The following is a 22,383-nucleotide window of genomic DNA, read 5'->3' on the forward strand; positions in this document are numbered from 1 at the left end:
GCCCACGAAAAAATCTTCAAACAAAGGGAGATGATTAGTCAAGGCATTCCATATGGGATTAAAAAACAAATTATCATCATATGAAAAAAGCCTGCTCTTTGCAAAGCAGGCTTTGGATTTTTGAACTAGGTGAAGTTAGGCAACTTCTCCCAGCACGACCAATTTGTCAAGTGTGGGCGCTTTTGAACCCCCTTTTGGCTCGATGGTGATGGCAAAAGCACCAGCTTCTGCCACAGCTTGCATCTGTTGAAGGGTGAATTTCTCACCCGGATTGACCAGGCCGATTCCTACCGGTCCGTCTTTCCCTATGGCCCAAAGTTGATAGTCAAATTCATCTGACAGGGTATTCAGATTATTTACAGCCACGAAGACTTCCTGGGCTTTTTGATCCCAGAAGACGTCCACTTTAGCATCCTTCTGCATCGGAAGGGTTTCTCCCTTCATCTCTACTCTTCGGAAATCACCTGAAACTAATCGATCCAATCGGGAGTCAGTTTCTTCGTATTGGAGTTTGACCTGATTCAGATTATCCGCCATCACCTGCTGATCCTGGAGAAGCGCCGTGAATTTCTGATCGGTTTCATAGAATTTGCCTGCAAAGTAGATCGCGGCTGCACTGGCAAAGACTGCAACCAACGAAGCTGCCACTGCGAAGGTTTTCCATGGGGTCATCTTGACCACCTTCGTCGGTGTTGAAGCTGATGATGAAGCCTTTATGGTTTCTTCTTTTTTGAAATCCTGTTCCAAGCTGTCAAAAATTTTCTGTTTGACTTTTTGGCTTGGTACAGCACCGGTTTTTTGGTCAAAGGAAAATATCGTTTCCTCCAATGCATCGAGTTCCTGCTGAATCTCAGGGTATTTCTTAGCCATAGCCAGCACTTCCTCGCGCTCACGCTCAGTCAGCTCTCCCAAAATGAAGAGCTCGAGTTTGCCTGATTCGATGTATTCCTGAATGTTCACTAGATGCTGTCTAAGTTCTTTTTTAATACCTGAAGTGCTGCCCTGACCCGGGATTTAACTGTGCCGAGAGGGATATCAAACTCCTCCGACACCTCGGTGTGGGTGTATCCTTTGAAATAAATATACTCAATTATGAATCGCTGATCTTCGTTCAGTTGGTTCATCAACTCTCTTACTCCTATCGCCTCCACTTGCTCCATGGTTCCTGATTGACTTTCAAGGCCATATACGAAGTCGTCAATGGTGTTGGTCTTACCCGATTGGGAAATTTCTTTGGATCGGAGTTTATCTATAGCTGAGTTCCTGCAAATATTGGCCATCCAGGTGTAGAGACGGCCTTTGGACTCTTGGTAGAAGTCGATTTTACGGGTGATTTTGATAAAAGCATCGTGAAAAACTTCCTCTGCAATGTCCTGATCGGAAATAATCCTGGAAATCACGGCATACAATGCCCTTGAATATTTCTCGTAGAGGTATTCGGTGGTTTTACGATCTCGGGCTCTGAGACCCGCTATGATTTCTTCTTCCTGCAAAAGTAATGGAGCGTAGTGTCGAAAAGCTAAAAGTAAGACACCGGGCCAAATGTTTTAGCCCGGTGTCAGATTTATTTCAATTAATATGAAAATTAAAGATGGATCACCTCATCGTAGGCTGCTGCGGCAGCCTCCATGATCGCTTCCGACATGGTTGGGTGAGGGTGCACCGTTTTGATCAGTTCGTGCCCCGTAGTTTCAAGTTTGCGGATGGCTACAATCTCAGCGATCATTTCGGTGACATTTGCGCCAATCATGTGGGCTCCAAGTAATTCTCCGTATTTTTTGTCAAATACCAGTTTCACAAAACCGTCTTTAGCACCTGCAGCGGAAGCTTTTCCGGAAGCTGAGAATGGGAATTTGCCAATTTTCACATCGTAACCAGCCTCTTTTGCTTTGGCTTCGGTCATGCCCACAGAAGCAATCTCAGGAGAACAATAGGTACAACCTGGAATGTTGCCATAGTTCAAAGGATCGGGATGATGTCCAGCGATTTTTTCCACACAGATGATGCCTTCAGCGGAAGCTACGTGTGCCAAAGCCGGACCGGGAACCACATCACCGATGGCATAGTAACCTGGCATGTTGGTTTTGTAATAGTCATCAACTTTGATTTTGCCTCGTTCTACCAGGATTCCTACGTCTTCCAACCCGATATTTTCCAAGTTGGAAACTACCCCAACAGCAGAAAGCACAATGTCGCACTCCAGAACTTCTTCTCCTTTGGCGGATTTCACTGTCACTTTGCAGCCTTCGCCTTTGGTATCAACAGAAGTTACCTCAGCAGAGGTCATTATCTTCATGCCGGCTTTTTTGTAGATTTTTTCCAAAGCTTTGGAGACTTCCTCATCTTCCACAGGAACGATGCGGTCCATAAATTCCACAATCGTCACTTCCGTGCCGATGGAATTGTAGAAGTACGCAAACTCCACTCCGATTGCTCCGGAACCTACTACGACCATTTTCTTTGGCTGTTTTTCCAATGTCATGGCCTTGCGGTATCCAATGATTTTTTTGTCATCGATTTTTATGGCAGGAAGTTCGCGTGCTCTAGCGCCAGTGGCGATGATAATGTGATCTGCTGCGTATACTGCCTTTTTTCCTTCTTTATCAGTGACTTCGACTTTTTTGCCAGCCTGGATTTTACCCCAGCCTGCGATGATTTCAATTTTGTTTTTCTTCATCAAAAACTGAACACCTTTGCTCATGCCATCTGCCACACCACGGCTTCTTTTCACCATTGCGGCAAAGTCTGCTTCGGCACCTTGAACAGAAATCCCATAGTCGGAAGCATGATGGATGTATTCAAAAACCTGTGCGCTTTTCAAAAGAGCTTTGGTTGGGATACAACCCCAATTCAGGCAAATACCGCCAAGCTCTTCCGCTTCCACGATGGCAGTTTTCAATCCGAGTTGAGAAGCGCGAATAGCCGCCACGTATCCTCCCGGTCCGCTTCCCAGCACGATCAAGTCAAATTTTGTCGAAGACATATTTAAAATGGGTTTGATTACAAAATGAAACTGTGCAAAAATAGGTCTTTTGGCTTCAGAAAAAAATCGGAATTCCTTCAAATCCTTCAATCGAAAACCTGCTTGAACTGAATATTTTAAGGGTTTTGTTCGAAAATTTTAGCAAATCATTAATTGTTGATGGAATCTTTTGCATTTGCGATTTGGAGGATTTAAATCAGTGGTTTTCAATGGAAAAACATATGAAGCGCAGTGGGAAAAGCCAAAGTCCGGGCTTTTTTTCTATTTTTGACCGAACAAAATTTTACACTTCATGGGATTACTTTCAGGAAAAACCGCCTTGATCACCGGAGCCTCTAAAGGAATCGGAAGGGCTATTGCTATTCGATTTGCACTTGAGGGAGCGAATGTTGCCTTCACTTTTTTGTCCAGTGTTGAAAAGGGACAGGCATTGGAGGCAGAATTGGCAGCATTTGGAATAAAGGCCAAAGGCTATCGGTCCGATGCCTCTGATTTTAAAGCAGCCGAACAACTAATCAATGATGTGGTCGCCGATTTTGGCGCCTTGGATATCCTGGTCAACAATGCCGGAATCACCCGAGACAACCTGCTCATGAGAATGACCGAGGAGGCATGGGACGAAATTATGAACGTAAACCTGAAGTCCTGCTTCAACACCGTGAAAGCAGCTTCCCGTACCATGATGAAAGCCAAGTCTGGATCGATCATCAATATGACTTCTGTGGTGGGTGTGAAAGGAAATGCCGGTCAAGCAAATTATGCTGCCTCCAAAGCTGGAATCATCGGTTTTACCAAATCCGTCGCTCTCGAATTGGGCTCAAGAAATATCCGCTGCAATGCCGTGGCTCCGGGATTTATCGAAACTGAGATGACGGAAGTGCTGGATGAAAAGACCGTTCAGGGTTGGAGAGACGGCATTCCGATGAAGCGTGGAGGTCAGCCTGAAGAAGTGGCGAATGTGTGTGTGTTCCTGGCCTCGGAGATGAGCAGCTACGTGTCTGGGCAGGTGCTTCATGTGAATGGAGCAATGTATACTTAATTCATAAAGGCGAAATAAGAAGTTGGAAATACGAGCGGCTGGGGAAACTCAGCCGTTTTTTTTGCTCAAATGAAAAAGCCTCGAGAAATTCCCGAGGCCCTTGATTGTTTTAATTTGAAAATTGGGACTTGATTATTCTTTAATCTTTACCCAAAAACGGATACCGGTAATCCTTTGGAGACACAAAGGTTTCCTTGATAGTGCGTGGTGATACCCATCGGAGCAAGTTGATCATCGAGCCGGCTTTGTCATTGGTGCCGGAAGCTCTTGCGCCTCCAAATGGCTGCTGACCTACCACGGCTCCGGTTGGTTTGTCATTGATGTAGAAATTGCCCGCTGCATTTCTCAGTTTTTGTGTAGCCAATTCGATCGCATAGCGGTCTTGAGAGAAGACAGCTCCGGTCAAGGCATAAGGTGAAGTCTGATCTACCAGGTCAAGCACGGTTTCAAAGTGTTCTTCATGGTAAACATAGATCGTCAATACTGGACCGAAAATTTCCTCACACATCGTCGTGTACATCGGATCCTGCGTCAAAATGACGGTTGGCTCGATGAAGTAGCCTTTGGACTTGTTATAGTTGCCTCCGGCGATGATTTCAACACCTGGAGTTGATTTGGCATTTTCGATGTACTTGGCGATTTTATCAAAAGACTTTTCGTCGATCACTGCATTGATAAAATTGGTAAAGTCTTCTGTGCCTCCCATTTTCATTGAAGCCAAATCTTCCAGCATATATTTTTTTACATCCTCCCAAAGGTTGGAAGGGATGTAAGCTCGGGAAGCGGCAGAGCATTTTTGTCCCTGGTACTCGAAGGCTCCACGAACTAGACCGACTGCCACAGCTTTTGCATCAGCGGATTTATGGGCTAGGACAAAGTCCTTTCCTCCGGTCTCTCCTACGATTCTAGGGTAGGATTTGTACCGCTTGATATTTTCTCCGACAGTTTTCCAGATGTGCTGGAATACCCCCGTAGAACCTGTAAAGTGAATTCCTGAAAAATCAGGATGCTTGAAGATCACCTCACCGGCAGTGGGCCCGTCCACATAAACCAGGTTGATCACACCATCCGGTACCCCAGCCTCTTTAAAAATTTCCATCAACACTTGGGCAGAGTAGATCTGGGTGTATGCGGGTTTCCAAACCACCGTGTTTCCCATCATTGCGGCAGAAGTAGGTAAATTGCCAGCAATCGCAGTGAAATTGAATGGAGTCAGTGCAAAAACGAACCCTTCCAAGGGTCTTTGTTCTAAGCGGTTCCAAACGCCGTTGCCGGAAACCGGCGGTTGCTGTGCGTAGATTTCGCACATGTACTTGACATTGAACCGGAGGAAATCGATGAATTCACAGGCAGCATCAATCTCAGCCTGCATGGCATTTTTTGATTGCCCAAGCATGGTAGCGGCATTGATTTTGGCACGGTACGGCCCGGAAATCAAATCGGCCGCCTTTAGGAAAATCGCAGCCCGTTGCTCCCAAGCCAAACTTTCCCACGCCTCTTTGGCTCCCAAAGCAGCATTGATTGCCTGCTCAACATGGGATGCATCCCCTTCGTGGAAATGACCCAGAATGTGCTGATGATCGTGTGGAGGAGACATTGGGCGGGTGTTTCCTGTTCTTACTTCTTCATTGCCGATGTACATTGGAACGTCGATTTGCTTGGATCGAAGTTCTACTAGCATGGCTTGAAGTTCTTTTCGCTCCGGGCTACCCGGTGCATAGGATTTTACCGGCTCATTGACAGGCGTCGGTACGTTGAAAAATCCCTTTAACATGATATTTGGAGTTTATTTGGTTTCTGAGTGGTCAAAGATAAGTGATGTACTCCGAAAGGGCTTTGTTTGGCTTACAAAAGGTCTTCGAGTTCACGAAGATGGGAAATAGTGTAGGTTGGCTCCAACTCGATTTTTTTTCCTTCGGGATTGAAAAAAACCTGGTCGATTTGTGCCCGCTGGGCTCCAAGGATATCCGAGGATGGATTGTCTCCTATCATCAGGCATACCTCTGGATTGGTTTTCAGCTGGTCCATCGTGAAATGGAAAATTCGAGGATCTGGCTTTTTGTAACCGGTTGTTTCGGAAGTCACGACAAGTTCAAAAAAAACGTCCAGACCGGATGATGCCATCTTTTTGGCCTGGGATTCATTGAATCCATTGGTGATGACATGAATCCGGTATTTCTCTTTAAGGTAAGTCAGGATTTCTTTGGAGTAGGGGAAAACATGCGGCTTGGAAGAGGTCCGAACCATAAAATCTTCCTCAAATTCTTCAGGAATGGCGGACGCGTTTCCACCTGCTTGGGTAAAAATCCTAGGAAAGCGTTCTTTTCTCAGAAATTGCTTATCGATTTTCCCAATATTATACCAGCCCCACAACTGGAAATTGATGTGGTGAAAAGCATCGAAAAACTTTTCGAAAGTTGGAATTCCCAAATCTTGGAGGCCATAGATCTGGTACAATTCAGAAAGTGACTCGGTGACGTTTCGATCGTAATCCCAAAGGGTATGGTCAAGATCGAAGAATAAATGTTGGTAAGTTTTCAAGGAGTAATCAGCGTCTGTATTGATTGTTCTGAATTTTGTTGATCGCCAGTTCCCGGTTGGATTTCAGAATCTCGTACGTCTCCTGATCCTTGATGAGGCTGGGGTCTTTCTGGATAAACTTGAAAATCTGCTGAATGATTTCAATGTACTCCTCCAAAATGTAATAAAACATCCATTGGTCAACTCTACGGCTTCCCAAAAGTCCGGCATTCTTCAGGTAAATCAGATGCCTACTGGTTTTGGTTTGGGTGAAATCCAGGATCAATTCGAGATCTGATATGCTTAGTTCCTTGTTTAACAAGAGCAAATGGATGATTCTTACGCGTGGTTCTTCAGAAAGCGCCTTAAAAATTCGCAAACCATAGTTTAAACTGATATTTTTGAGTCTCATTAGTAAGTTTTAACTTGAATGACAGGAGGAAAACCAAATTTCATCCGAAATTCGATAAAAATCGTATCCGCTCAGCCAGGCTTTCATCTGATTCAATATTCGTGAAAATTACTCAGCTTCTTCCTTTCGCTTTAGTTCTGTTTTTTGGGCTTGTTTTCCTTTCCTTCCAATCATACGGTCAGGATCAGCAAGAGAAAAAAGTCATTCAGTTGTCCGGTATCATTCTTAATGCAGACAGTACAGATGCTGTTCCGGGCGTGAATATTTATGTGCCCAAAAAAGGAAGAGGAACTGTCTCCGGGCGATTTGGGTACTTTTCAATGCCAGTTCTGGAAGGTGACAGTGTGGTTTTTACCTTTATTGGTCTCAAAAAGCAAAGCTTCAAGATTCCCGAAAAGGTTGAAAATGACCGAATCAGCTTGATTTTGACTATGGAAGTAGACGAAATCGCCTTGGCTGAAATTGAGGTTATGCCTTATCCTACAGAAGAAGAATTCAAAAAGGCAGTGATTGCCATGAATGTTGTAGATCCGATGTCCATTAGCCGGGCTAATATGAGTCCTGAAATGCTCCTCCGGTGGGCGGAATCGATGCCTGCTTCAGGTGGGGAAAATTTCCGCTATTTCCAGGAAGGGCAGATGATTCAAAATCAGGACCTATATGGTCCTAGACCGCTTCGAATCCTTGATCCCTTCGCTTGGTCACAATTTATAAGATCAATAAAGCGGGGTGATTTGAAGAGTAAGTAAAGGGGAATCAAGCAGGAGTTGCCCATTTTGAATAACCCTAGCATGATTAAGATCCTTTTGGTTGAGAAATCCACTTCTTGGTTCAAATAAATCATCGCCAAAGATTTGGTGAGATTTATTTAAAAGGATATCTTTGTGCCTCATTTCGAAAAAGCAACAGAAAACTAGCTATATCATGAAAAAAGATATTCATCCTAAGTACAGAGACGTAGTATTCTATGACACGTCCAGCGAGTTTAAATTTTTGACCAAATCGACTATCGATACGCATGAGACTATCGAGTGGACTGATGGCAAGACTTATCCTGTGTTTAAGATTGAAGTGAGCTCTGAGTCTCATCCATTCTACACTGGCAAGAAAATGCTTTTGGATACTGCTGGCCGAGTGGAGAAATTCAACAAGAGATACGCGAAGAAGTAAATCTTTGCGGCAATCGCCGAAAAAGTCTCCCGGGGCAAGGATTCCGGGAGACTTTTTTATTTTTGCCCTATGAATTCAATCGTACTGTTTGACGACCCAGCCATTCGGGGATCTTTGCTCCCCTTTACTTTTACCCGGCCTGTGGCAGATATTCGGGTGGGTATCCTGAAGATCTCCGAGAAATGGCAGAAGTACACATCAGCTGATGCATTTTTTCTCACTCAGGATTATTTGCAGAAGAAATTTCCAAGAGCTTCCCATTTTGCCTTAGCCATCAACGGAGCTTGGTTGCCGGATGGGGATTCAGTAAAAATTCTTGAGAAGCTTGCCCCAAGTCAAGCACTTTATTGGGGCAAAACACTTTTAGCAGCATATATAGGAGAAACCGAAAAAAACCTTGCCTCTGCGTCTGAAAAAGAACCAGTACAGATGGAACAAGAGCCTGTCTTGGTCCAAAAAACCTGGAACATCTTCCAGTTCAACGCCGCTGAACTCCGAAAGGACTTTGCACTAATCACAAAGGGAAGAGTTTCGCAACCGGTAAACGATGCACACACCATCGTCTACTCACCCGAAAATATCTTCATAGAGGAAGGTGCAAAAATCAAAGCCGCTGTTCTGAATGCAGAAGGTGGTCCGATTTACATCGGGAAAAACACAGAGATCCAGGAAGGCTCCTTGATTCGAGGTCCTTTTGCCTTGTGTGAGGGTTCTACAGTCAATATGGGCGCAAAACTCCGGGGGGATACCACCGTCGGCCCGTTTTCCAAAGTCGGAGGAGAAATCTCCAATTCAGTGATTTTTGGATATTCCAACAAAGGCCATGAGGGATTTCTGGGAAATTCTGTAATTGGCGAATGGTGTAATCTGGGGGCCGATACCAATACCTCCAACTTGAAAAACAACTACGCCCCTGTCAAACTTTGGGACTACACCAAAGGTGGCTTTGCCAATACAGGCTTGCAATTCTGCGGATTGATGATGGGGGATCATTCCAAATGCGGGATCAATACCATGTTCAATACCGGAACAGTGGTAGGGGTGGGCTCAAATATTTTCGGTGATGGCTATCCCAGAAACTTCATCCCCTCTTTTGCCTGGGGAGGTGCTGCAGGATTTTCCACTTTTACAATACCTAAATTCGAAGAAACTGCGAAGGCGGTTTATGGGAGAAGAGGGAAAGAATGGACAGCAATAGACAAAGAAATAATGGAGCAGATTTTTGATTTGACCAAAAGCTATAGAATTTGGGATAAAACTTCCTGATCCAAAGATTTTATGCAGTTCGCAGATATTCCCGGCCTTCCGGAGACCAAAGAAAAGTTGATCAACGCTGTCAAGTACAACCATTTGGCTCATGCGCTGCTTTTCCATGGACCTGAAGGTTCGGCAAGTTTAACCCTTTCTCTAGCTTTGGCTACCTATCTTTATTGCGAAAATCGGTCAGAGTTGGATTCCTGCGGAACTTGCTCCTCTTGTCAGCGAATGAAACGACTGGTAATGCCGGATTTAAACTTTGCTTTTCCGGTGGTAGCTTCCACGAAAGAAGAAACAGGCGATGAGGATGAGAAGGAAGAAAAAACCGATGTGCTCGCCAACTGGAGGAAATTTGCAAGCGCCCAGCCCTATGGTAATGTTCATGATTTTATTTACTTCAATGGGTTTGAAAAGAAGCAGCTGAACATATCCAAAGCCTCCGCCCGTAAGATTATTCAGGCGCTGTCACTGATGTCTTTTGAAGGTGGATATAAAATCATGCTGATTTGGGCTCCGGAGTACCTTCATCCTTCTGCCGCCAATGCGCTGCTGAAAATCATTGAGGAACCACCAGCTAAGACGCTGTTTATGCTGGTCACTTCGCAGGCAGATCAGCTGTTGACTACGATACTTTCCCGAACTCAAAAGATTCTTGTGCGGGCTTTTTCTGATGAGGAGATCAAAACCCATCTGGTTAAAGCTGGACTTTGTGACAGCAAGGCTGCCGAGCAGATAGCCATGCTCGCAGACGGTAACCTCCGGGAAGCCTATCGCATGATTGATCAGGTGGAAGATAAACAGGTGACCCAAATCCGGGATTGGTTTAGGCTTTGTGCGGCCAAAAACCTCAAAGAGATTTTCGAAGAGGCGGACAGGTTTCACAAAGTGGACAAGGAAGCTCAAAAATCACTCATGCTTACCGGTTTGAATGTGACCCGGGAGATTATGCTGAAAAATTTCGATCTCGATGCACTACTACGAACTACGGAAGAGGACCGTAAATTCATTGATAACATCAGTAAAAAAGTGCTCAATGAGGACCACGTGCTCCAGCTTTACAAGGCATTCAACGAGGCGCATTATCACCTCGAGCGCAACGGAAATGCAAAAATGATATTCACCGATTTGTCAATGGACATTCTGGTCATGATGTCCAAAAAGTGAGATCATGACGAAGAAGATTATCGGAAGAAAGGAAAAAATCACCCTTCCACAGCTTGGTCTTAAGCTTGTTTGGGCCAAAATAGATACCGGGGCATATACAAGTAGCCTTCATGCCGAAAACATCCGAGAGGAAGAAAGGGACGGTAAAAAAGTCCTCTGTTTTCAAATATTGATGCCATCACATAAAAAGTTTACGGGTAAAACGCTCGTTTTTGAAAAGTATCGTGAGAAAAAAGTCAAAAACTCATTTGGTCAAGCAGAGACTCGTTTTCTGATTACGACTAAAATCAGAATAGCAGGAGAGGTTTTTCCTGCAGAATTTACGCTTTCGGATCGCTCCAGCATGAAAAATTCCATACTGCTGGGGAGAAAGATCCTACGGGACCGATTCCTCGTGGATGTTAATGGCGCTAACCTGTCCAAAGCTTACCGAACAAAAAAATGAAAATTGCCATCCTCTCTAGGAACTCAAATTTATATTCCACCCGCCGGCTTTTTGAAGAAATCAAAAATGCCGGGCATGAGGCCTTGATCGTAGATCACAGTCTTTGTGACTTGATCATCGAGCAGGAGGGACCTTCGATCATTTACAAAGGCCAAAAACTCGAAGGGGTCGATGCGATAATTCCCAGAATTGGGGCTTCGGTTACCTTTTATGGAACAGCGGTAGTCCGACAGTTTGAATTGATTGGTGCTTTTTCGGCTGTCAATTCCCAAGCCATTGTCCGTAGCCGAGATAAGCTCAGAAGTCTTCAGATCCTCTCCAAAAACGGATTGGGAATGCCAAAAACAGCTTTCACCAACTTTTCAAAAGGAGCAGAGAAACAACTGATTGAGCAGGTGGGTGGAGCACCACTTATCATCAAATTGCTTGAAGGAACCCAAGGTTTGGGAGTAGTTTTGGCGGAAACCAAAAAAGCTGCCCAGTCAGTTGTGGAGGCCTTTCATGGTTTGAAAGCCAGAATCATCGTTCAGGAATTCATCAAGGAAGCGAAAGGAGCAGATATCCGGGCTTTTGTGGTCAATGGCAAAGTGGTCGGTGCGATGAAGCGACAGGGTGCAGAAGGAGAATTCCGGTCCAATTTGCATCGTGGAGGTGTAGCCACCGTCATCAAGCTAAGCCGAAATGAAAAGCAAGCTGCGCTAAATGCAGCGAAGGCTCTTGGGCTCGACATTGCCGGAGTAGATATGCTTCAGTCCGCCCGCGGACCATTGATTCTGGAGGTTAACAGTTCCCCAGGATTGGAAGGCATCGAACAGGCCACCGGAGTCAACATTGCCAAGGAAATTATCAACTACGTGGAGGCAGGTGTGCGGAAAAATTCTTCCAAGAGAGATAAGCAGCAATGAGTAGAAAAGTCAAAATCGGAACCAGAGGAAGTAAACTTGCCCTTTGGCAGGCGTATCACGTAGAGGATTTGCTGAAAAAGTCAGGATTGGAGTCTGAGATTGTAATCATTGATACCAAGGGTGACCAAGTTCTTGATGTTTCCATTTCCAAAATCGGCAGTAAGGGTGTTTTTACCCAAGAACTCGAAGATCAATTACTCGATGGTCGGATCGATATCGCCGTGCATTCCGCCAAAGACATGCAGTCCACCTTGGCGGAGGAATTTGAGTTGATTGCCTTCACAGAACGGGAAAAGGAAAATGACATTCTTCTTTCCGTGAAAGGTGGAATTGATATTCAGGATTCATCCAAGCCACTGACTTTGGGGACTTCATCCACACGAAGAGTGGCTACGCTCAAGCATTTTTATCCCCATGTGAAAACGGTGGATGTGCGAGGAAACCTTCAAACCCGAATCCGGAAAATGGAGGAAGGACTTTGCGATGCCTTGCTGTTGGCCTATGCCGGTGTACATCGGATGGGCTATGATGATATGATCGCAGGTTTGCTGGATTTATCTGAATTCACGCCTGCTGTTGGACAGGGCTCAGTAGCTATAGAGTCTGCGAAAAATCTTGAGCCTACCTTGCGACAGCAAATCATCGCAGCATGCAATCACCCCCAGACTGAATTCAGACTTAAGGCAGAAAGGTCTTTTCTTCGAGTTTTGGAGGGAGGCTGTAGCATTCCGGTTTTTGCTTTGGCAACTTTGGAAAAGGATTCATTAATCCTCAAAGGAGGAATTATCAGCCTTGACGGCAAGCATCGGATATCACTGGAAGTTTCAGGTGAAAAAACTGAAAGTGAAGTCTTGGGAAAGAAGTTGGCAGCCTTGGTTTTTGCCGCAGGCGGAAAAGAAATCTTGGACGACATCAAAAAATCACAATCCAAACCATGATCAGAATTGTAAAATCCCTCACCCTGAGCCTTTTACTGTTTAGTACTTTGGCCTGTGGACAAAATAAGGATTACCTCATCACCATTTCTACACGACATGGTGAGATTAAGGCGGTACTTTTCGACGATACGCCTGAGCATAAAAACAACTTCATCGCTTTGGCTGAAGCAGGAAGATTCGACTCCACACAATTCCATCGGGTGATCAAAGACTTCATGGTGCAGGGAGGGGATGTGTTTGGGAAAGAAGGGCTTCCCGCGGAGCAATGGCCGACCATTCCTGCAGAAATCTTACCTAATCATTTTCACCGCAAGGGAATGATTGCCGCTGCACGGCAGGGTAACAATATCAATCCAACCAAAGCAAGCAATGGATCACAGTTTTACATTGTTCAAGGAAGGACCTATGAGGAACTGGAGTTGACTACGGATTTTCCTGCTTTGCAAAAGGCAGTGCTCCAATATGTCCAACTGGAAAGCCAAAAGCCGCTCAAGGAAGAGTACAACCGACTTTATGCCGCTCAGCAATTCGACAGCTTGACCAATCTCCTGCTTTCCAAACGGGATGAAATAGCAAAATCGCTGAATGTAAAACTTACCAAGGAATATACGCCGGAGCAAATTAAAGCTTATGCAACCATCGGCGGCACACCTCATTTGGATAAAGAATACACGGTTTTTGGGGAAGTAATCTCGGGAATGGATGTGGTAGAAAAAATCGCGGCCGAGCCTACTTCCCGGGAGGTACCCAATAATCCTGTTTACATGCAGGTGAAAGTGGAGAAACTATCAAAAAAGAAAATCACCGAAACCTATGGATATCAGTATCCCGTCGTCAAATAAACCCAAAATCCTGATCACAGGGGCCAATGGCCTACTTGGGCAAAAGTTGGTTGAACAGTTGGTGGAAGAAGGGGGCTTTGAGGTGATTGCCACTGGTAAAGGCCCCTGTCGGCTAAACGGGAATGGATACACCTATCAAGTGCTAGACATCACCAATCCTCTCGAAGTGGATCAGGTGATTACTCGGCTTGCTCCTGAGACGATTATTCACGGAGCGGCCATGACTAATGTGGATCAATGTGAGTTGAATCAGGAAGCATGCTATGAGGCAAATGTTAAAGCCACGGAATACCTGGTAAAAGCAGCAGAAAAAGTTCAGTCTCACTTCATTTTTGTCTCCACAGATTTCATTTTCTCAGGAAATGACGGTCCATACGACGAGGAGGCGAAAGCAGAACCTGTCAATTTTTATGGAGAAACGAAACTCATTGGAGAGAACTTAGTCAGAAACGCAAAGACTTCCTGGGCAATAGCCCGAACGGTCTTAGTCTACGGAATTGCCAATGATCTCAGTCGATCCAATATCATACTCTGGGTAAAAAGTTCTCTCGAAGCTGGTAAAGAAATCCAGGTGGTGGATGATCAAGTTCGCACGCCTACATTGGCGGAAGACTTAGCCGCAGGTTGTATTCTTATTGCTAAGCAAAAAGCACAAGGCATTTTTAATATATCAGGAGCTGATGTATTGACTCCGTATGAAATGGCCATGATGACAGCGGATTACTTTGGCCTAAAAAAAGAACTAATCCACAAGACAGATTCCACGCGCTTCACCCAGCCGGCAAAACGGCCGATGAAAACGGGATTTGTCATCGATAAAGCGCGAAAAGAGCTTGGTTACAAGCCGAAAACTTTCCAGGAGGGAATAGCAATTTTGGCAAAACAAATTATCTTAGCCAGCTCTTAAAATTAATTTTCACCCCAAATCTTAACGTTTTACAGGCATGGCAGACAGTTCAAACACCGAGGAAAGAGGTCAATTTGGCTCCAGTCTTGGTTTCATCATGGCGGCTGCAGGGTCTGCAATCGGCTTGGGTAATATCTGGAGATTTCCCTATTTGACCGGAGAAAACGGTGGAGGAGCTTTCGTATTTGTCTATATCCTTTGCGTTTTGTTGATCGGTTTGCCGCTGCTTTTTAACGAAATCGCTTTGGGGAGAAAATCAGGTAAAAATCCAATCGGAGCCATTCGCGATACTGGAGGGAGCAAGCTTTGGCAAATTGCGGGCTTTATGTGCTTGGCGGTTTGTTTTTTTGTTTTTAGTTATTATTCAGTAATCGCTGGGTGGACAATTGCCTATATTTTTACGGAATTAGTCAATATTCAAGTGGATTTTCAGGAGTTTATAAAAACTCCTTTGTATGTAATTCCTCTGACTTTCCTGTTCATGTTAGCGACCATCCTGATCGTATTAGGAGGGGTTTCTGGCGGGATTGAGAAGGCCTCTAAAGTATTAATGCCCTTACTTTTTATCATTGTAATTTTTATTGCTGCACGCTCCGTTACCCTTGAAGGTGCGCAAGCAGGAATTGAATATTACCTAAGTCCTGATTTTTCAAAGATCAATTCCAGGGTAGTGATGATTGCGATGGGCCAAGCTTTCTTTTCACTTGGAGTGGGCTGGGGATTGATGATTACGTTCGGTTCCTATTTGGATAAAAAATCGAATATTATTCAGGCTGCTAGCTGGATCGTAGGCATGGATACCATGGTTGCTTTGCTTGCCGGTTTGATGGTGTTCCCTTCCTTGTTTGCATTGCTTCCCGGTAAAGATCCTGCATCAGGTCCTGCGTTGGTTTTCGATGTGCTTCCTAGAGTTTTTGATGCCATGCCCGGAGGAAATTTTATTGGGGCTTTATTCTTCATTCTGTTGATGGTGGCTGCTTTGACTTCAACCATTTCCATGTTGGAGGTCCCTGTATCCTATTTGATTGATGAGAAAAAATGGAATAGGAAAAGGGCAACTTGGACTGTGGGGATTGCTGCGATGATTCTTTCTGTGCCTTCGGCTTTGTCTTCAATTGAGGGTAATTTCTTTGCAGATATGCGACTCAATTTCCTTGGTCATGAATTAATAGGCTTCTTCGGAATCATGGATTTTACTTTTGGAACGTTCTCTGGTATCGTGATCTGTTTGGTTTTAGCCCTATATACAGGTTGGGCCCAGAGAATCTCGGTTTTTGCGGAAGAATTGACCCATGGTGCACCAAACTTCAAAGGCATGTATCGAGTAGGTTGGGTTTTCTTTATCAAATGGGTTTGTCCGATTGTTATAAGCCTGATCATTCTAGACTTGGTTGGAGTTTTTGGAGGGTCTACAGTCTAACCCACCCTTTCATTAGCAATTTAAAGGAGCTTTTTAAGCTCCTTTTTTATTTTTTTAGTAAGAAAAGTCAGTTTTTGTTTTTATTAAAAAATGCTTTTCATATACTTGAAAAAGTATTTCATATTTCATGAAAGTCCTGTTAGTTGATGATGATTCTGTACACCTCCTGATTCTTAGGAAGATTTTTGAGAAATCTAATGATGAAGTTGTGGTAGCTCACAATGGAAAAGAGGCACTTCAGCATCTTGAGTTTGACCCATTTTTCAACATTATTCTAACAGATATCATGATGCCTGTAATGGATGGCGTCGAATTTTTACAGCACCTGAAAGAAAGCGATAGAACAAGCTGTATTCCTACAATTGGATTCACTGCGGGTGATGTGGAGTATTTCAGGGAAAAAAGCCAAAACGGATTTGATTGTTTGGTTGCCAAGCCAATGGATTTTTTTGATTTATACAGTTTGGCAAAATCGAAAGCAGCTTAAATTTTCTCCAATTAATTCTTGGCAAAGGAATTGTAAAAGGTGAATACCATCTTTTATAACTAAACCAAAATTCCTATCCCATGAGAAAAATAATCGTTTTGCTATTCCTCAGCTTTTTTGCTTTGGAAAGTTATTCCCAAGGATTTTCCTTCGGTCCAAAAATTGGTGTGAGCAGTACCACGCTAAAGTTCGATAATGATGAAATCGAAGGAGGAGACAATCAGACTGGATATCATATTGGCGCATTTGCAAGATTTGGGGGAGCAGGTCTGTTTATTCAGCCGGAAGTGCTTTTCACCCAGACCAGCGGTGATTTCAAATATAACGGATTTAATCCAGGAGGGGACCCAGATTTTGAAGCAGATTTTAACCGATTGGACATCCCCGTTATGGTTGGATTCAGGATGTTTAAGATTCTTCGACTCCAAGCCGGCCCGATTGCCAGTATCAACCTGAAAACGGATATCAGTAATGCCGGTGATGACATTCAGGATGTGGACACCAATTCGGCAACTTTTGGTTATCAGGCAGGATTGGGGATCGATATCGGTAATCTTTTTATCGATGCCAAATATGAAGGAGGTTTAAGTGGCGTGGTCGAAAGTATCGGAGGATATAGTACAGATCAGCGGTTGAATCAGTGGGTTCTCTCTTTAGGATTCAAACTTTTCTAAGTAGACAAAAACAAAAAAGCCCGGTTGAACAAATCAGCCGGGCTTTTTCATTTATTTACTTTCCATCACCATGGGGCCAGGTTTTGCCCATTCGTGGATTTGTTTAAGGTCTACTACATAAACACTACGACCGTGCGATCCAACTACCAAGTGGTTTTCACGTTCCTGAATGACCATGTCATAGATGGCCACATTAGGAATTTCTCCTTGGAACAAATTCCAGTTTTTTCCTTCATCTATGCTTACGTACAACCCGTGATCGGTACCTAAATAAAGGATGTTCGGCATTTTCGGATCTTCTATGATAATGTTGGTGGATTCCTCTGGTAAGTTTGACTTGATCGAAGTCCAGGTTTTTCCATAGTCTTCGCTTTTATAGACAAAAGTGCTGAATTCATCGTAGCGATACCCATTGAGCGTGATGTAGACTCTACCTTCTTTGAATTTGGAAGGAGAAATACTGCTCACCCAACGATCCTGAGGGAGTCCTGCATTTAAGCTTGTCCAACTTCCGCCGTTGTTCCTAGTGATCCAGACATTTCCGTCATCGGTTCCGGCATAGAGTGTTCCAAATTCAAGTGGGGATTCCTCCACCACCGTCAAGGTGGCAAAAGGGACATTTCCTTTTTTCTGGTTTTTAGTTAAATCAGGGGAAATGGTCGTCCAGGTATTCCCCTGATCGAGTGACTGATACACATACTGAGAGCCCATGTAGACAATATCCTGATTGTGGTAACTCAGCTCGGCAGGTGTTCGCCAGTTCCAACGGTTAGGGGCATTTCCGATGTCATGCCCGGGAGTGATTCTGCGTCTTTCTCCCGTCTTTTTGTTGATTCGGGCGTAGTTTCCAAATTGGGATCCAGTGTAGACGATGTCATTGTTTCGAGTATCAACAGCCACGACCATTCCATCTCCTCCAAAAAGCGGCTCCCAAAGATCTTCAGGCTTGTTGGTGGATTTGCCATACCAAACGCCATTGTCCTGCATTCCCCCGTAAATGTTGTATGGGGTGGCATTGTCCACCATAATGGAATAAAATTGGGAAATCGGCATCTGTGTATTCAGGTGATCCCAGCGGGATCCTCCCCCGTAGCTTCTGTATAGTCCTCCGTCATTGCCCAACAAAATGTGCTTGCTGTCTTTTGGGTCAATCCACATTGCCTGATGATCGGAGTGCGGATCACCAATCGAATCGGTAGTTGCAAAGTTTTTTCCCCCATCCCGTGACACCATCAACGGTACACCCAAGACGAATACCTCATTTTCATCTGAAGTACTTACTCTTACTTCACCAAAATAGTACCCGTAGGTATTGTAAAGTCTGCTCAGGTCGGATTCTGAAACTTTTTTCCAGGATTTACCGGCATCTTCTGAGCGGTAAACTTCTGCTCCTTTGATTGGTGCACCAAACATGGCCGCATTTGCATCTACTGCACCTCCATTGTAATTGGCAATCTGGGCAGTGGTTATTTTGCCGGTTTTCAACTGACGCTTGATCTCTGCTGGTGTGTATTTGGTCGAGAATTGACTTCTTCTGGCCAATGACTCCAATCGTTTATCTTCCAAAGCTAAGGCTTGATCCAAGGTCATATTGGCAAAATCCTCCAATTTCAGTGGATTTTCCTCTGGCTGTTGATTACCTCGCTGGCGTGGAGGATCTGCCGGTTTATCTGATTTACCCTGATTATCCAGCAATGCATAGACTACATTAGGGTTGGATCTGCTGAAGTCAAAACCGATTCGGCCTACGAATTCATCCTGCGGGAAGCCTTCGACTGCTTTTTTCCAGGTATTCCCACCGTCTTCCGATCTCCAAATTGCAGATCCTTTTCCATTGCCGATAAAATCATGTGCCTGTCGGTATCTTTCCCAGCTTGCAGCCAGAAGAATGTCCGGATTGGTTGGATGCATCTGCATGTCAATGATTCCGGTGTTGTCGTCGATGTACAGGACTTTTTTCCAAGTCTTACCGCCATCTGTAGTTTTGTACAGTCCGCGTTCTTTGTTTTTGGAGTAGAGAGCTCCCATAGAACCTACCCAAACGATATTCGGATTGGTCGGATGAATCAGGATCTGTCCGATATGGTGGGAGTGCAAAAGCCCCATCATCTCCCAAGTTTTACCTCCGTCAGTGGACTTGTATACCCCAGCACCTGCATAGGTTGATCGGCTGGAATTATCTTCTCCCGTTCCGACCCAAATCACATTGTTGTCAGAAGGGGAAAGTGCAATGGCTCCCATTCCCAATGCACCTTGGTGGTCAAAAATCGGGTTAAAGGATTGTCCGTTGTCTTCGGTTTTCCAAACTCCACCTGAAGCGGCGGCGACATAAAAGGTCTTTCCGTTGTTAGCTACTTCGATATCCACGATCCGGCCGGACATATTGGTAGGTCCAACATTGCGGGCTTTAAAGTCTTTCAGTGGAGTAGAGGAGAGCATGGCTTTGTGCTTGTCCACGGACTCTTGAAGGGCTTTTTCGGAGGTGGGTTTGATTTCTTGGGCCAATGAACTAAAGGAAATCATCCCAGCGGCCAACAGGATGAGATAAGTAGATTTTTGCATGGGGTTTTCTTTGATAGAATTTGAATATAAGTATTCGGACGAATTCGTTTGGAAAAATTGGACAGACAGATTTTCGTTAGTGTCAAAGGCTAAAAGAAACGACAGAAAAAATCCACGGTTTTGGTACCGTGGATTTTAGACGATTTGAGCAGTTACCCGATCAGGTTTCCTTCTTCATCCCATTGGGCGACTTTGGCCCGGTCTTCCGGTTTGAGGAATAGGTCTGAATATTTTTCTGGATTTGAAAGCCCATGTTTGTCAAGTACGTTCTGAGGAACTCCGTCCCAAACATTCGCTTGATTGCCCATATATCCCATATACTTCCAGCCTGCTTCGGTAGAGAAGTATCCTGAGCAGGTGAGATTTCTTAGCATATTAAACCAGCGTACTCCACCGATGTACTCCGGCGCTGCCTTTTCTGGCCATGCCACCAAATCCACAATTTGAATTACTTGCTCTTTGGTCAGTTCATTGAACGGTTTACCGAATTTTTCGTCAGCTTCAAAATCCAGCCACATTAGCCCACCGCGCATCGGAGTTTGATTGTTGGGTTGGTCTTTCATCATAAATTCAATGAAATCCGGAACTTTCAATTCTGTTGCACTGGGGGATTCTGAGTCAGCAGGCATGATGATGTCCACCAAGGTGCTTAGTTTTTTCTTTTCCTCCTCGGTAAAAAAGGTTTCCTCAAGAAGCTTTGCGTCCCTCAATTTTTCCTCATCAGTCCTTCCTCCCGGTGTGCCTCCAGTCATAAGTTGACCTTGGACAGCTTCCTGTTCAGGCTCACATCCGGTCAACAACAATCCTGCCCCCACGGAGCCAGTAAAGAGGAGTTTTAGATTTTCTCTTCGGTTCATGGCTTAGATGTTTTTCTGTTTCAATTGGTCAACGATGTATTCAGATGTCCTCCAAGACAAGGCCAGAATGGTCCAGGTTGGATTTTTGTCAGCTTGGGAGACAAATGGTCCAGCATCCACCACGAAAAGGTTCTTACAGTCATGGGCTTGGCAATTGGAATTGACCACAGATGATTTAGGGTCATTTCCCATGCGTGTGGTTCCCACTTCATGAATGATCCTTCCTGGGGCGGCGAGACCGTAAAGGGTATCCGGTCCGGGTTTTTCTCCCAAAAGTGTCGCTCCTGCTCCGGTCAGGATTTCCTCAAAGGTATCCTGCATATGCTTGGCTTGCTTGATCTCCTGATCCGTCCATTTGTAGTGGAAACGAAGAACTGGGATCCCATATTTATCCACCACATTGGGATCGATCTCGCAGTAATTATCGTACATCGGTACACTTTCACCTCTACCTGACATTCCAAGGGTAGATCCATAGATGCGGCGAATATCTTTTTTCAATCCTTCTCCATAGCCCCCGTTTGGACTTGGATTTCCAAATTCGTCCTTGATGTATTTCCTCATGGCATCCATTCCACCTCCGGCGCCGTAGGAGGGCTGACCCATTCCACCCCAGTATTCGATATGATATCCACGGGCAAAATCAAGTTTTTTGTTATCCAACCACCAAGGGGTATACATGTGCATGCCCCCGACTCCGTCCTCGTTGTATCGCTCCCGGTCAATCAGGTCAGGCATAATTCCGGATCGGCTGGCTCCAGTGGAATCATGGAGGTATCGACCCAAAACCCCCGAATCTGCCCCGATTCCATTAGGATAGGATTTGGATTTGGAATTCATCATGATTCTGGAAGATTCGCAGGCGGAAGCTCCAAGCACGACTACTCTCGACTTGAGCTTGTATTCTTTCATGTCCACTTTGGAAATGAATGATACCCCGGTGGCTTTGCCCTGATCGTCTGTGGTGACTTTTCTGACCATGGAGTGGGTGTAGAGGTCCACTTTGCCTTTTTTCATGGCTGGATGGACCAAACAGGTTCCTGCTGAAAAATCCGCATAAGCCTGACAGGCTCTGTTGCATTGAGCACAGAAAAAGCACACTCCCCGCTCATTGTTGATGGGTCGGGTAAGCATGGATAGACGCGATGGAATCATCGGAATGGCCGCCTTATCTGCTCCTTTTTTTATGAAAAGTTCATGCAATCTTGGTTTGGGAGGAGGAAGGAAAAATCCATCAGGCTCGTTGTAGATTCCCTCTTTGGTTCCAAAAACTCCGATGAGCTTGTCCACTTTATCATAGTAAGGCTTCAACTCATCGTATCCTATTGGCCAATCATGACCCAAGCCGTCGATACTTGCCCGTTTGAAATCATTTGGGCCAAATCGCAAGGAAATTCTTCCCCAGTGATTGGTCCGTCCACCGACCATTCTTGATCTGAACCAGTCGAATTGGGTACCGTCTTTTCGGGTATAAGGTTCTCCGTCAATTTCCCAGCCGCCGATTGCCTGGTCAAAATCTCCAAAAGGGCGAATTTTGGTACCAGCACCCCTTCGAGGGGATTCCCAAGGTGGTCGGAGTTGGGTTCGATCCTCTTCTTTTGCAGGATCAAAGTCGCCACCCGCTTCCACAACTGCAACCGAAAGGCCAGCTTCGGAAAGGATTTTGGAGGCCATGCCTCCGCCTGCTCCGGAACCCACGATGATGACGTCATAGGGCTCAGCGGATGTTTTGATTTGAAAACTCATTCTCAAAAATTTTTATTGAAGTGGTTAATATAGTGTAAAAAAATTCAGGATAGAA

Annotated in this window: 22 protein-coding genes; 13 read left to right on the forward strand and 9 right to left on the reverse strand. The window is 44.8% G+C overall.

Annotated features, from left to right (window positions below; genetic code table 11):
• Positions 1-135: 135 nt before the first annotated feature.
• The 3 genes from D0X99_RS14145 to lpdA all read right to left on the reverse strand — a co-directional run bounded on the left by D0X99_RS14145 (position 136) and on the right by lpdA (position 2,983).
• The gene (locus tag D0X99_RS14145) at positions 136-960 is read right to left on the reverse strand and encodes an anti-sigma factor (RefSeq protein WP_119478495.1); all 825 of its coding nucleotides are present in this window, start codon (positions 958-960) and stop codon (positions 136-138) included.
• Complete coding sequence (locus tag D0X99_RS14150; RefSeq protein WP_119478496.1) at positions 960-1,493, reverse strand: RNA polymerase sigma factor; 534 nt, start codon at positions 1,491-1,493, stop codon at positions 960-962. Before D0X99_RS14150 ends, D0X99_RS14145 begins: the two co-directional genes overlap by 1 nt.
• Before the next feature lie 92 nt (positions 1,494-1,585).
• On the reverse strand, positions 1,586-2,983 hold the full coding sequence (gene lpdA, locus D0X99_RS14155; protein WP_119478681.1) for a dihydrolipoyl dehydrogenase: 1,398 nt from the start codon (positions 2,981-2,983) through the stop codon (positions 1,586-1,588).
• A 292-nt stretch (positions 2,984-3,275) separates the two neighbouring features.
• Here lpdA and fabG point away from each other — a divergent pair, with 292 nt between their 5' ends.
• The gene (gene fabG / locus D0X99_RS14165; RefSeq protein ID WP_119478498.1) at positions 3,276-4,022 is read left to right on the forward strand and encodes a 3-oxoacyl-[acyl-carrier-protein] reductase; all 747 of its coding nucleotides are present in this window, start codon (positions 3,276-3,278) and stop codon (positions 4,020-4,022) included.
• Positions 4,023-4,161: 139 nt separating this feature from the next.
• On the opposite strand, the gene pruA is transcribed toward fabG, so the two are convergent.
• The 3 genes from pruA to D0X99_RS14180 form a co-directional block, all read right to left on the reverse strand.
• On the reverse strand, positions 4,162-5,796 hold the full coding sequence (pruA, locus tag D0X99_RS14170; protein ID WP_119478499.1) for an L-glutamate gamma-semialdehyde dehydrogenase: 1,635 nt from the start codon (positions 5,794-5,796) through the stop codon (positions 4,162-4,164).
• 71 nt (positions 5,797-5,867) lie between these two features.
• Positions 5,868-6,563 (reverse strand): YjjG family noncanonical pyrimidine nucleotidase, encoded by a 696-nt coding sequence (locus tag D0X99_RS14175; RefSeq protein WP_119478500.1) that lies wholly within the window; start codon positions 6,561-6,563, stop codon positions 5,868-5,870.
• A gap of 7 nt (positions 6,564-6,570) precedes the next feature.
• Positions 6,571-6,954 (reverse strand): ArsR/SmtB family transcription factor, encoded by a 384-nt coding sequence (locus tag D0X99_RS14180; RefSeq protein WP_119478501.1) that lies wholly within the window; start codon positions 6,952-6,954, stop codon positions 6,571-6,573.
• A 137-nt stretch (positions 6,955-7,091) separates the two neighbouring features.
• Here D0X99_RS14180 and D0X99_RS14185 point away from each other — a divergent pair, with 137 nt between their 5' ends.
• From D0X99_RS14185 to D0X99_RS14240, 12 genes are all read left to right on the forward strand, one after another.
• Positions 7,092-7,703: a carboxypeptidase-like regulatory domain-containing protein gene (locus D0X99_RS14185; protein WP_119478682.1), complete on the forward strand. Its 612-nt coding sequence runs from the start codon at positions 7,092-7,094 to the stop codon at positions 7,701-7,703.
• Positions 7,704-7,878: 175 nt separating this feature from the next.
• Entirely contained in the window at positions 7,879-8,124 is a 246-nt protein-coding gene (locus D0X99_RS14190) for a type B 50S ribosomal protein L31 (protein ID WP_119478502.1), read from the forward strand.
• A gap of 69 nt (positions 8,125-8,193) precedes the next feature.
• Complete coding sequence (locus tag D0X99_RS14195) at positions 8,194-9,390, forward strand: GlmU family protein (RefSeq protein ID WP_119478503.1); 1,197 nt, start codon at positions 8,194-8,196, stop codon at positions 9,388-9,390.
• A 12-nt stretch (positions 9,391-9,402) separates the two neighbouring features.
• Positions 9,403-10,545, forward strand: a complete 1,143-nt coding sequence (locus D0X99_RS14200; protein ID WP_119478504.1) for a DNA polymerase III subunit — start codon at positions 9,403-9,405, stop codon at positions 10,543-10,545.
• A 4-nt stretch (positions 10,546-10,549) separates the two neighbouring features.
• A complete protein-coding gene (locus tag D0X99_RS14205) occupies positions 10,550-10,990 on the forward strand; it encodes an ATP-dependent zinc protease family protein (RefSeq protein WP_119478505.1) in 441 nt (146 codons plus the stop codon).
• Positions 10,987-11,895 (forward strand): 30S ribosomal protein S6--L-glutamate ligase, encoded by a 909-nt coding sequence (gene rimK / locus D0X99_RS14210; protein ID WP_119478506.1) that lies wholly within the window; start codon positions 10,987-10,989, stop codon positions 11,893-11,895. The genes D0X99_RS14205 and rimK overlap by 4 nt, the downstream gene beginning before the upstream one ends.
• Positions 11,892-12,833, forward strand: coding sequence for a hydroxymethylbilane synthase (gene hemC, locus D0X99_RS14215; protein WP_119478507.1), 942 nt, complete (start codon positions 11,892-11,894; stop codon positions 12,831-12,833). Before rimK ends, hemC begins: the two co-directional genes overlap by 4 nt.
• Complete coding sequence (locus D0X99_RS14220; RefSeq protein ID WP_119478508.1) at positions 12,830-13,675, forward strand: peptidylprolyl isomerase; 846 nt, start codon at positions 12,830-12,832, stop codon at positions 13,673-13,675. The genes hemC and D0X99_RS14220 overlap by 4 nt, the downstream gene beginning before the upstream one ends.
• Entirely contained in the window at positions 13,647-14,582 is a 936-nt protein-coding gene (locus tag D0X99_RS14225) for an SDR family oxidoreductase (protein ID WP_119478509.1), read from the forward strand. Before D0X99_RS14220 ends, D0X99_RS14225 begins: the two co-directional genes overlap by 29 nt.
• A 37-nt stretch (positions 14,583-14,619) precedes the next feature.
• A complete protein-coding gene (locus tag D0X99_RS14230; RefSeq protein ID WP_119478510.1) occupies positions 14,620-16,002 on the forward strand; it encodes a sodium-dependent transporter in 1,383 nt (460 codons plus the stop codon).
• 127 nt (positions 16,003-16,129) lie between these two features.
• Positions 16,130-16,489, forward strand: coding sequence for a response regulator (locus D0X99_RS14235; protein ID WP_119478511.1), 360 nt, complete (start codon positions 16,130-16,132; stop codon positions 16,487-16,489).
• Between the two features lie 80 nt (positions 16,490-16,569).
• Positions 16,570-17,163: a porin family protein gene (locus D0X99_RS14240; RefSeq protein ID WP_119478512.1), complete on the forward strand. Its 594-nt coding sequence runs from the start codon at positions 16,570-16,572 to the stop codon at positions 17,161-17,163.
• A 51-nt stretch (positions 17,164-17,214) separates the two neighbouring features.
• Here the strand turns inward: D0X99_RS14240 and D0X99_RS14245 are convergent, their stop codons facing one another.
• The 3 genes from D0X99_RS14245 to D0X99_RS14255 form a co-directional block, all read right to left on the reverse strand.
• Complete coding sequence (locus D0X99_RS14245) at positions 17,215-19,725, reverse strand: WD40/YVTN/BNR-like repeat-containing protein (RefSeq protein WP_119478513.1); 2,511 nt, start codon at positions 19,723-19,725, stop codon at positions 17,215-17,217.
• Positions 19,726-19,877: 152 nt separating this feature from the next.
• Positions 19,878-20,582, reverse strand: coding sequence for a gluconate 2-dehydrogenase subunit 3 family protein (locus D0X99_RS14250; RefSeq protein ID WP_119478514.1), 705 nt, complete (start codon positions 20,580-20,582; stop codon positions 19,878-19,880).
• 3 nt (positions 20,583-20,585) lie between these two features.
• Positions 20,586-22,328 carry a GMC oxidoreductase gene (locus D0X99_RS14255; RefSeq protein ID WP_119478515.1) on the reverse strand — a complete coding sequence of 581 codons (1,743 nt, stop codon included), beginning with the start codon at positions 22,326-22,328 and terminating at the stop codon, positions 20,586-20,588.
• Positions 22,329-22,383: the final 55 nt, after the last annotated feature.

This window comes from Algoriphagus lacus, assembly GCF_003583985.1.
GTDB classification, from domain to species: domain Bacteria; phylum Bacteroidota; class Bacteroidia; order Cytophagales; family Cyclobacteriaceae; genus Algoriphagus; species Algoriphagus lacus.

What these genes read in the sequence shown, in the direction of transcription:
- lpdA (WP_119478681.1), bottom strand. Translation starts at nt 2,983, where the DNA reads ATGTCTTCGACAAAATTTGACTTGATCGTGCTGGGAAGCGGACCGGGA.
- D0X99_RS14220 (WP_119478508.1), top strand. Translation starts at nt 12,830, where the DNA reads ATGATCAGAATTGTAAAATCCCTCACCCTGAGCCTTTTACTGTTTAGT.
- D0X99_RS14225 (WP_119478509.1), top strand. Translation starts at nt 13,647, where the DNA reads ATGGATATCAGTATCCCGTCGTCAAATAAACCCAAAATCCTGATCACA.
- D0X99_RS14240 (WP_119478512.1), top strand. Translation starts at nt 16,570, where the DNA reads ATGAGAAAAATAATCGTTTTGCTATTCCTCAGCTTTTTTGCTTTGGAA.
- fabG (WP_119478498.1), top strand. Translation starts at nt 3,276, where the DNA reads ATGGGATTACTTTCAGGAAAAACCGCCTTGATCACCGGAGCCTCTAAA.
- D0X99_RS14255 (WP_119478515.1), bottom strand. Translation starts at nt 22,328, where the DNA reads ATGAGTTTTCAAATCAAAACATCCGCTGAGCCCTATGACGTCATCATC.
- D0X99_RS14200 (WP_119478504.1), top strand. Translation starts at nt 9,403, where the DNA reads ATGCAGTTCGCAGATATTCCCGGCCTTCCGGAGACCAAAGAAAAGTTG.
- D0X99_RS14235 (WP_119478511.1), top strand. Translation starts at nt 16,130, where the DNA reads ATGAAAGTCCTGTTAGTTGATGATGATTCTGTACACCTCCTGATTCTT.
- rimK (WP_119478506.1), top strand. Translation starts at nt 10,987, where the DNA reads ATGAAAATTGCCATCCTCTCTAGGAACTCAAATTTATATTCCACCCGC.
- D0X99_RS14205 (WP_119478505.1), top strand. Translation starts at nt 10,550, where the DNA reads ATGACGAAGAAGATTATCGGAAGAAAGGAAAAAATCACCCTTCCACAG.
- D0X99_RS14245 (WP_119478513.1), bottom strand. Translation starts at nt 19,725, where the DNA reads ATGCAAAAATCTACTTATCTCATCCTGTTGGCCGCTGGGATGATTTCC.
- pruA (WP_119478499.1), bottom strand. Translation starts at nt 5,796, where the DNA reads ATGTTAAAGGGATTTTTCAACGTACCGACGCCTGTCAATGAGCCGGTA.
- hemC (WP_119478507.1), top strand. Translation starts at nt 11,892, where the DNA reads ATGAGTAGAAAAGTCAAAATCGGAACCAGAGGAAGTAAACTTGCCCTT.
- D0X99_RS14230 (WP_119478510.1), top strand. Translation starts at nt 14,620, where the DNA reads ATGGCAGACAGTTCAAACACCGAGGAAAGAGGTCAATTTGGCTCCAGT.
- D0X99_RS14250 (WP_119478514.1), bottom strand. Translation starts at nt 20,582, where the DNA reads ATGAACCGAAGAGAAAATCTAAAACTCCTCTTTACTGGCTCCGTGGGG.
- D0X99_RS14190 (WP_119478502.1), top strand. Translation starts at nt 7,879, where the DNA reads ATGAAAAAAGATATTCATCCTAAGTACAGAGACGTAGTATTCTATGAC.
- D0X99_RS14195 (WP_119478503.1), top strand. Translation starts at nt 8,194, where the DNA reads ATGAATTCAATCGTACTGTTTGACGACCCAGCCATTCGGGGATCTTTG.
- D0X99_RS14180 (WP_119478501.1), bottom strand. Translation starts at nt 6,954, where the DNA reads ATGAGACTCAAAAATATCAGTTTAAACTATGGTTTGCGAATTTTTAAG.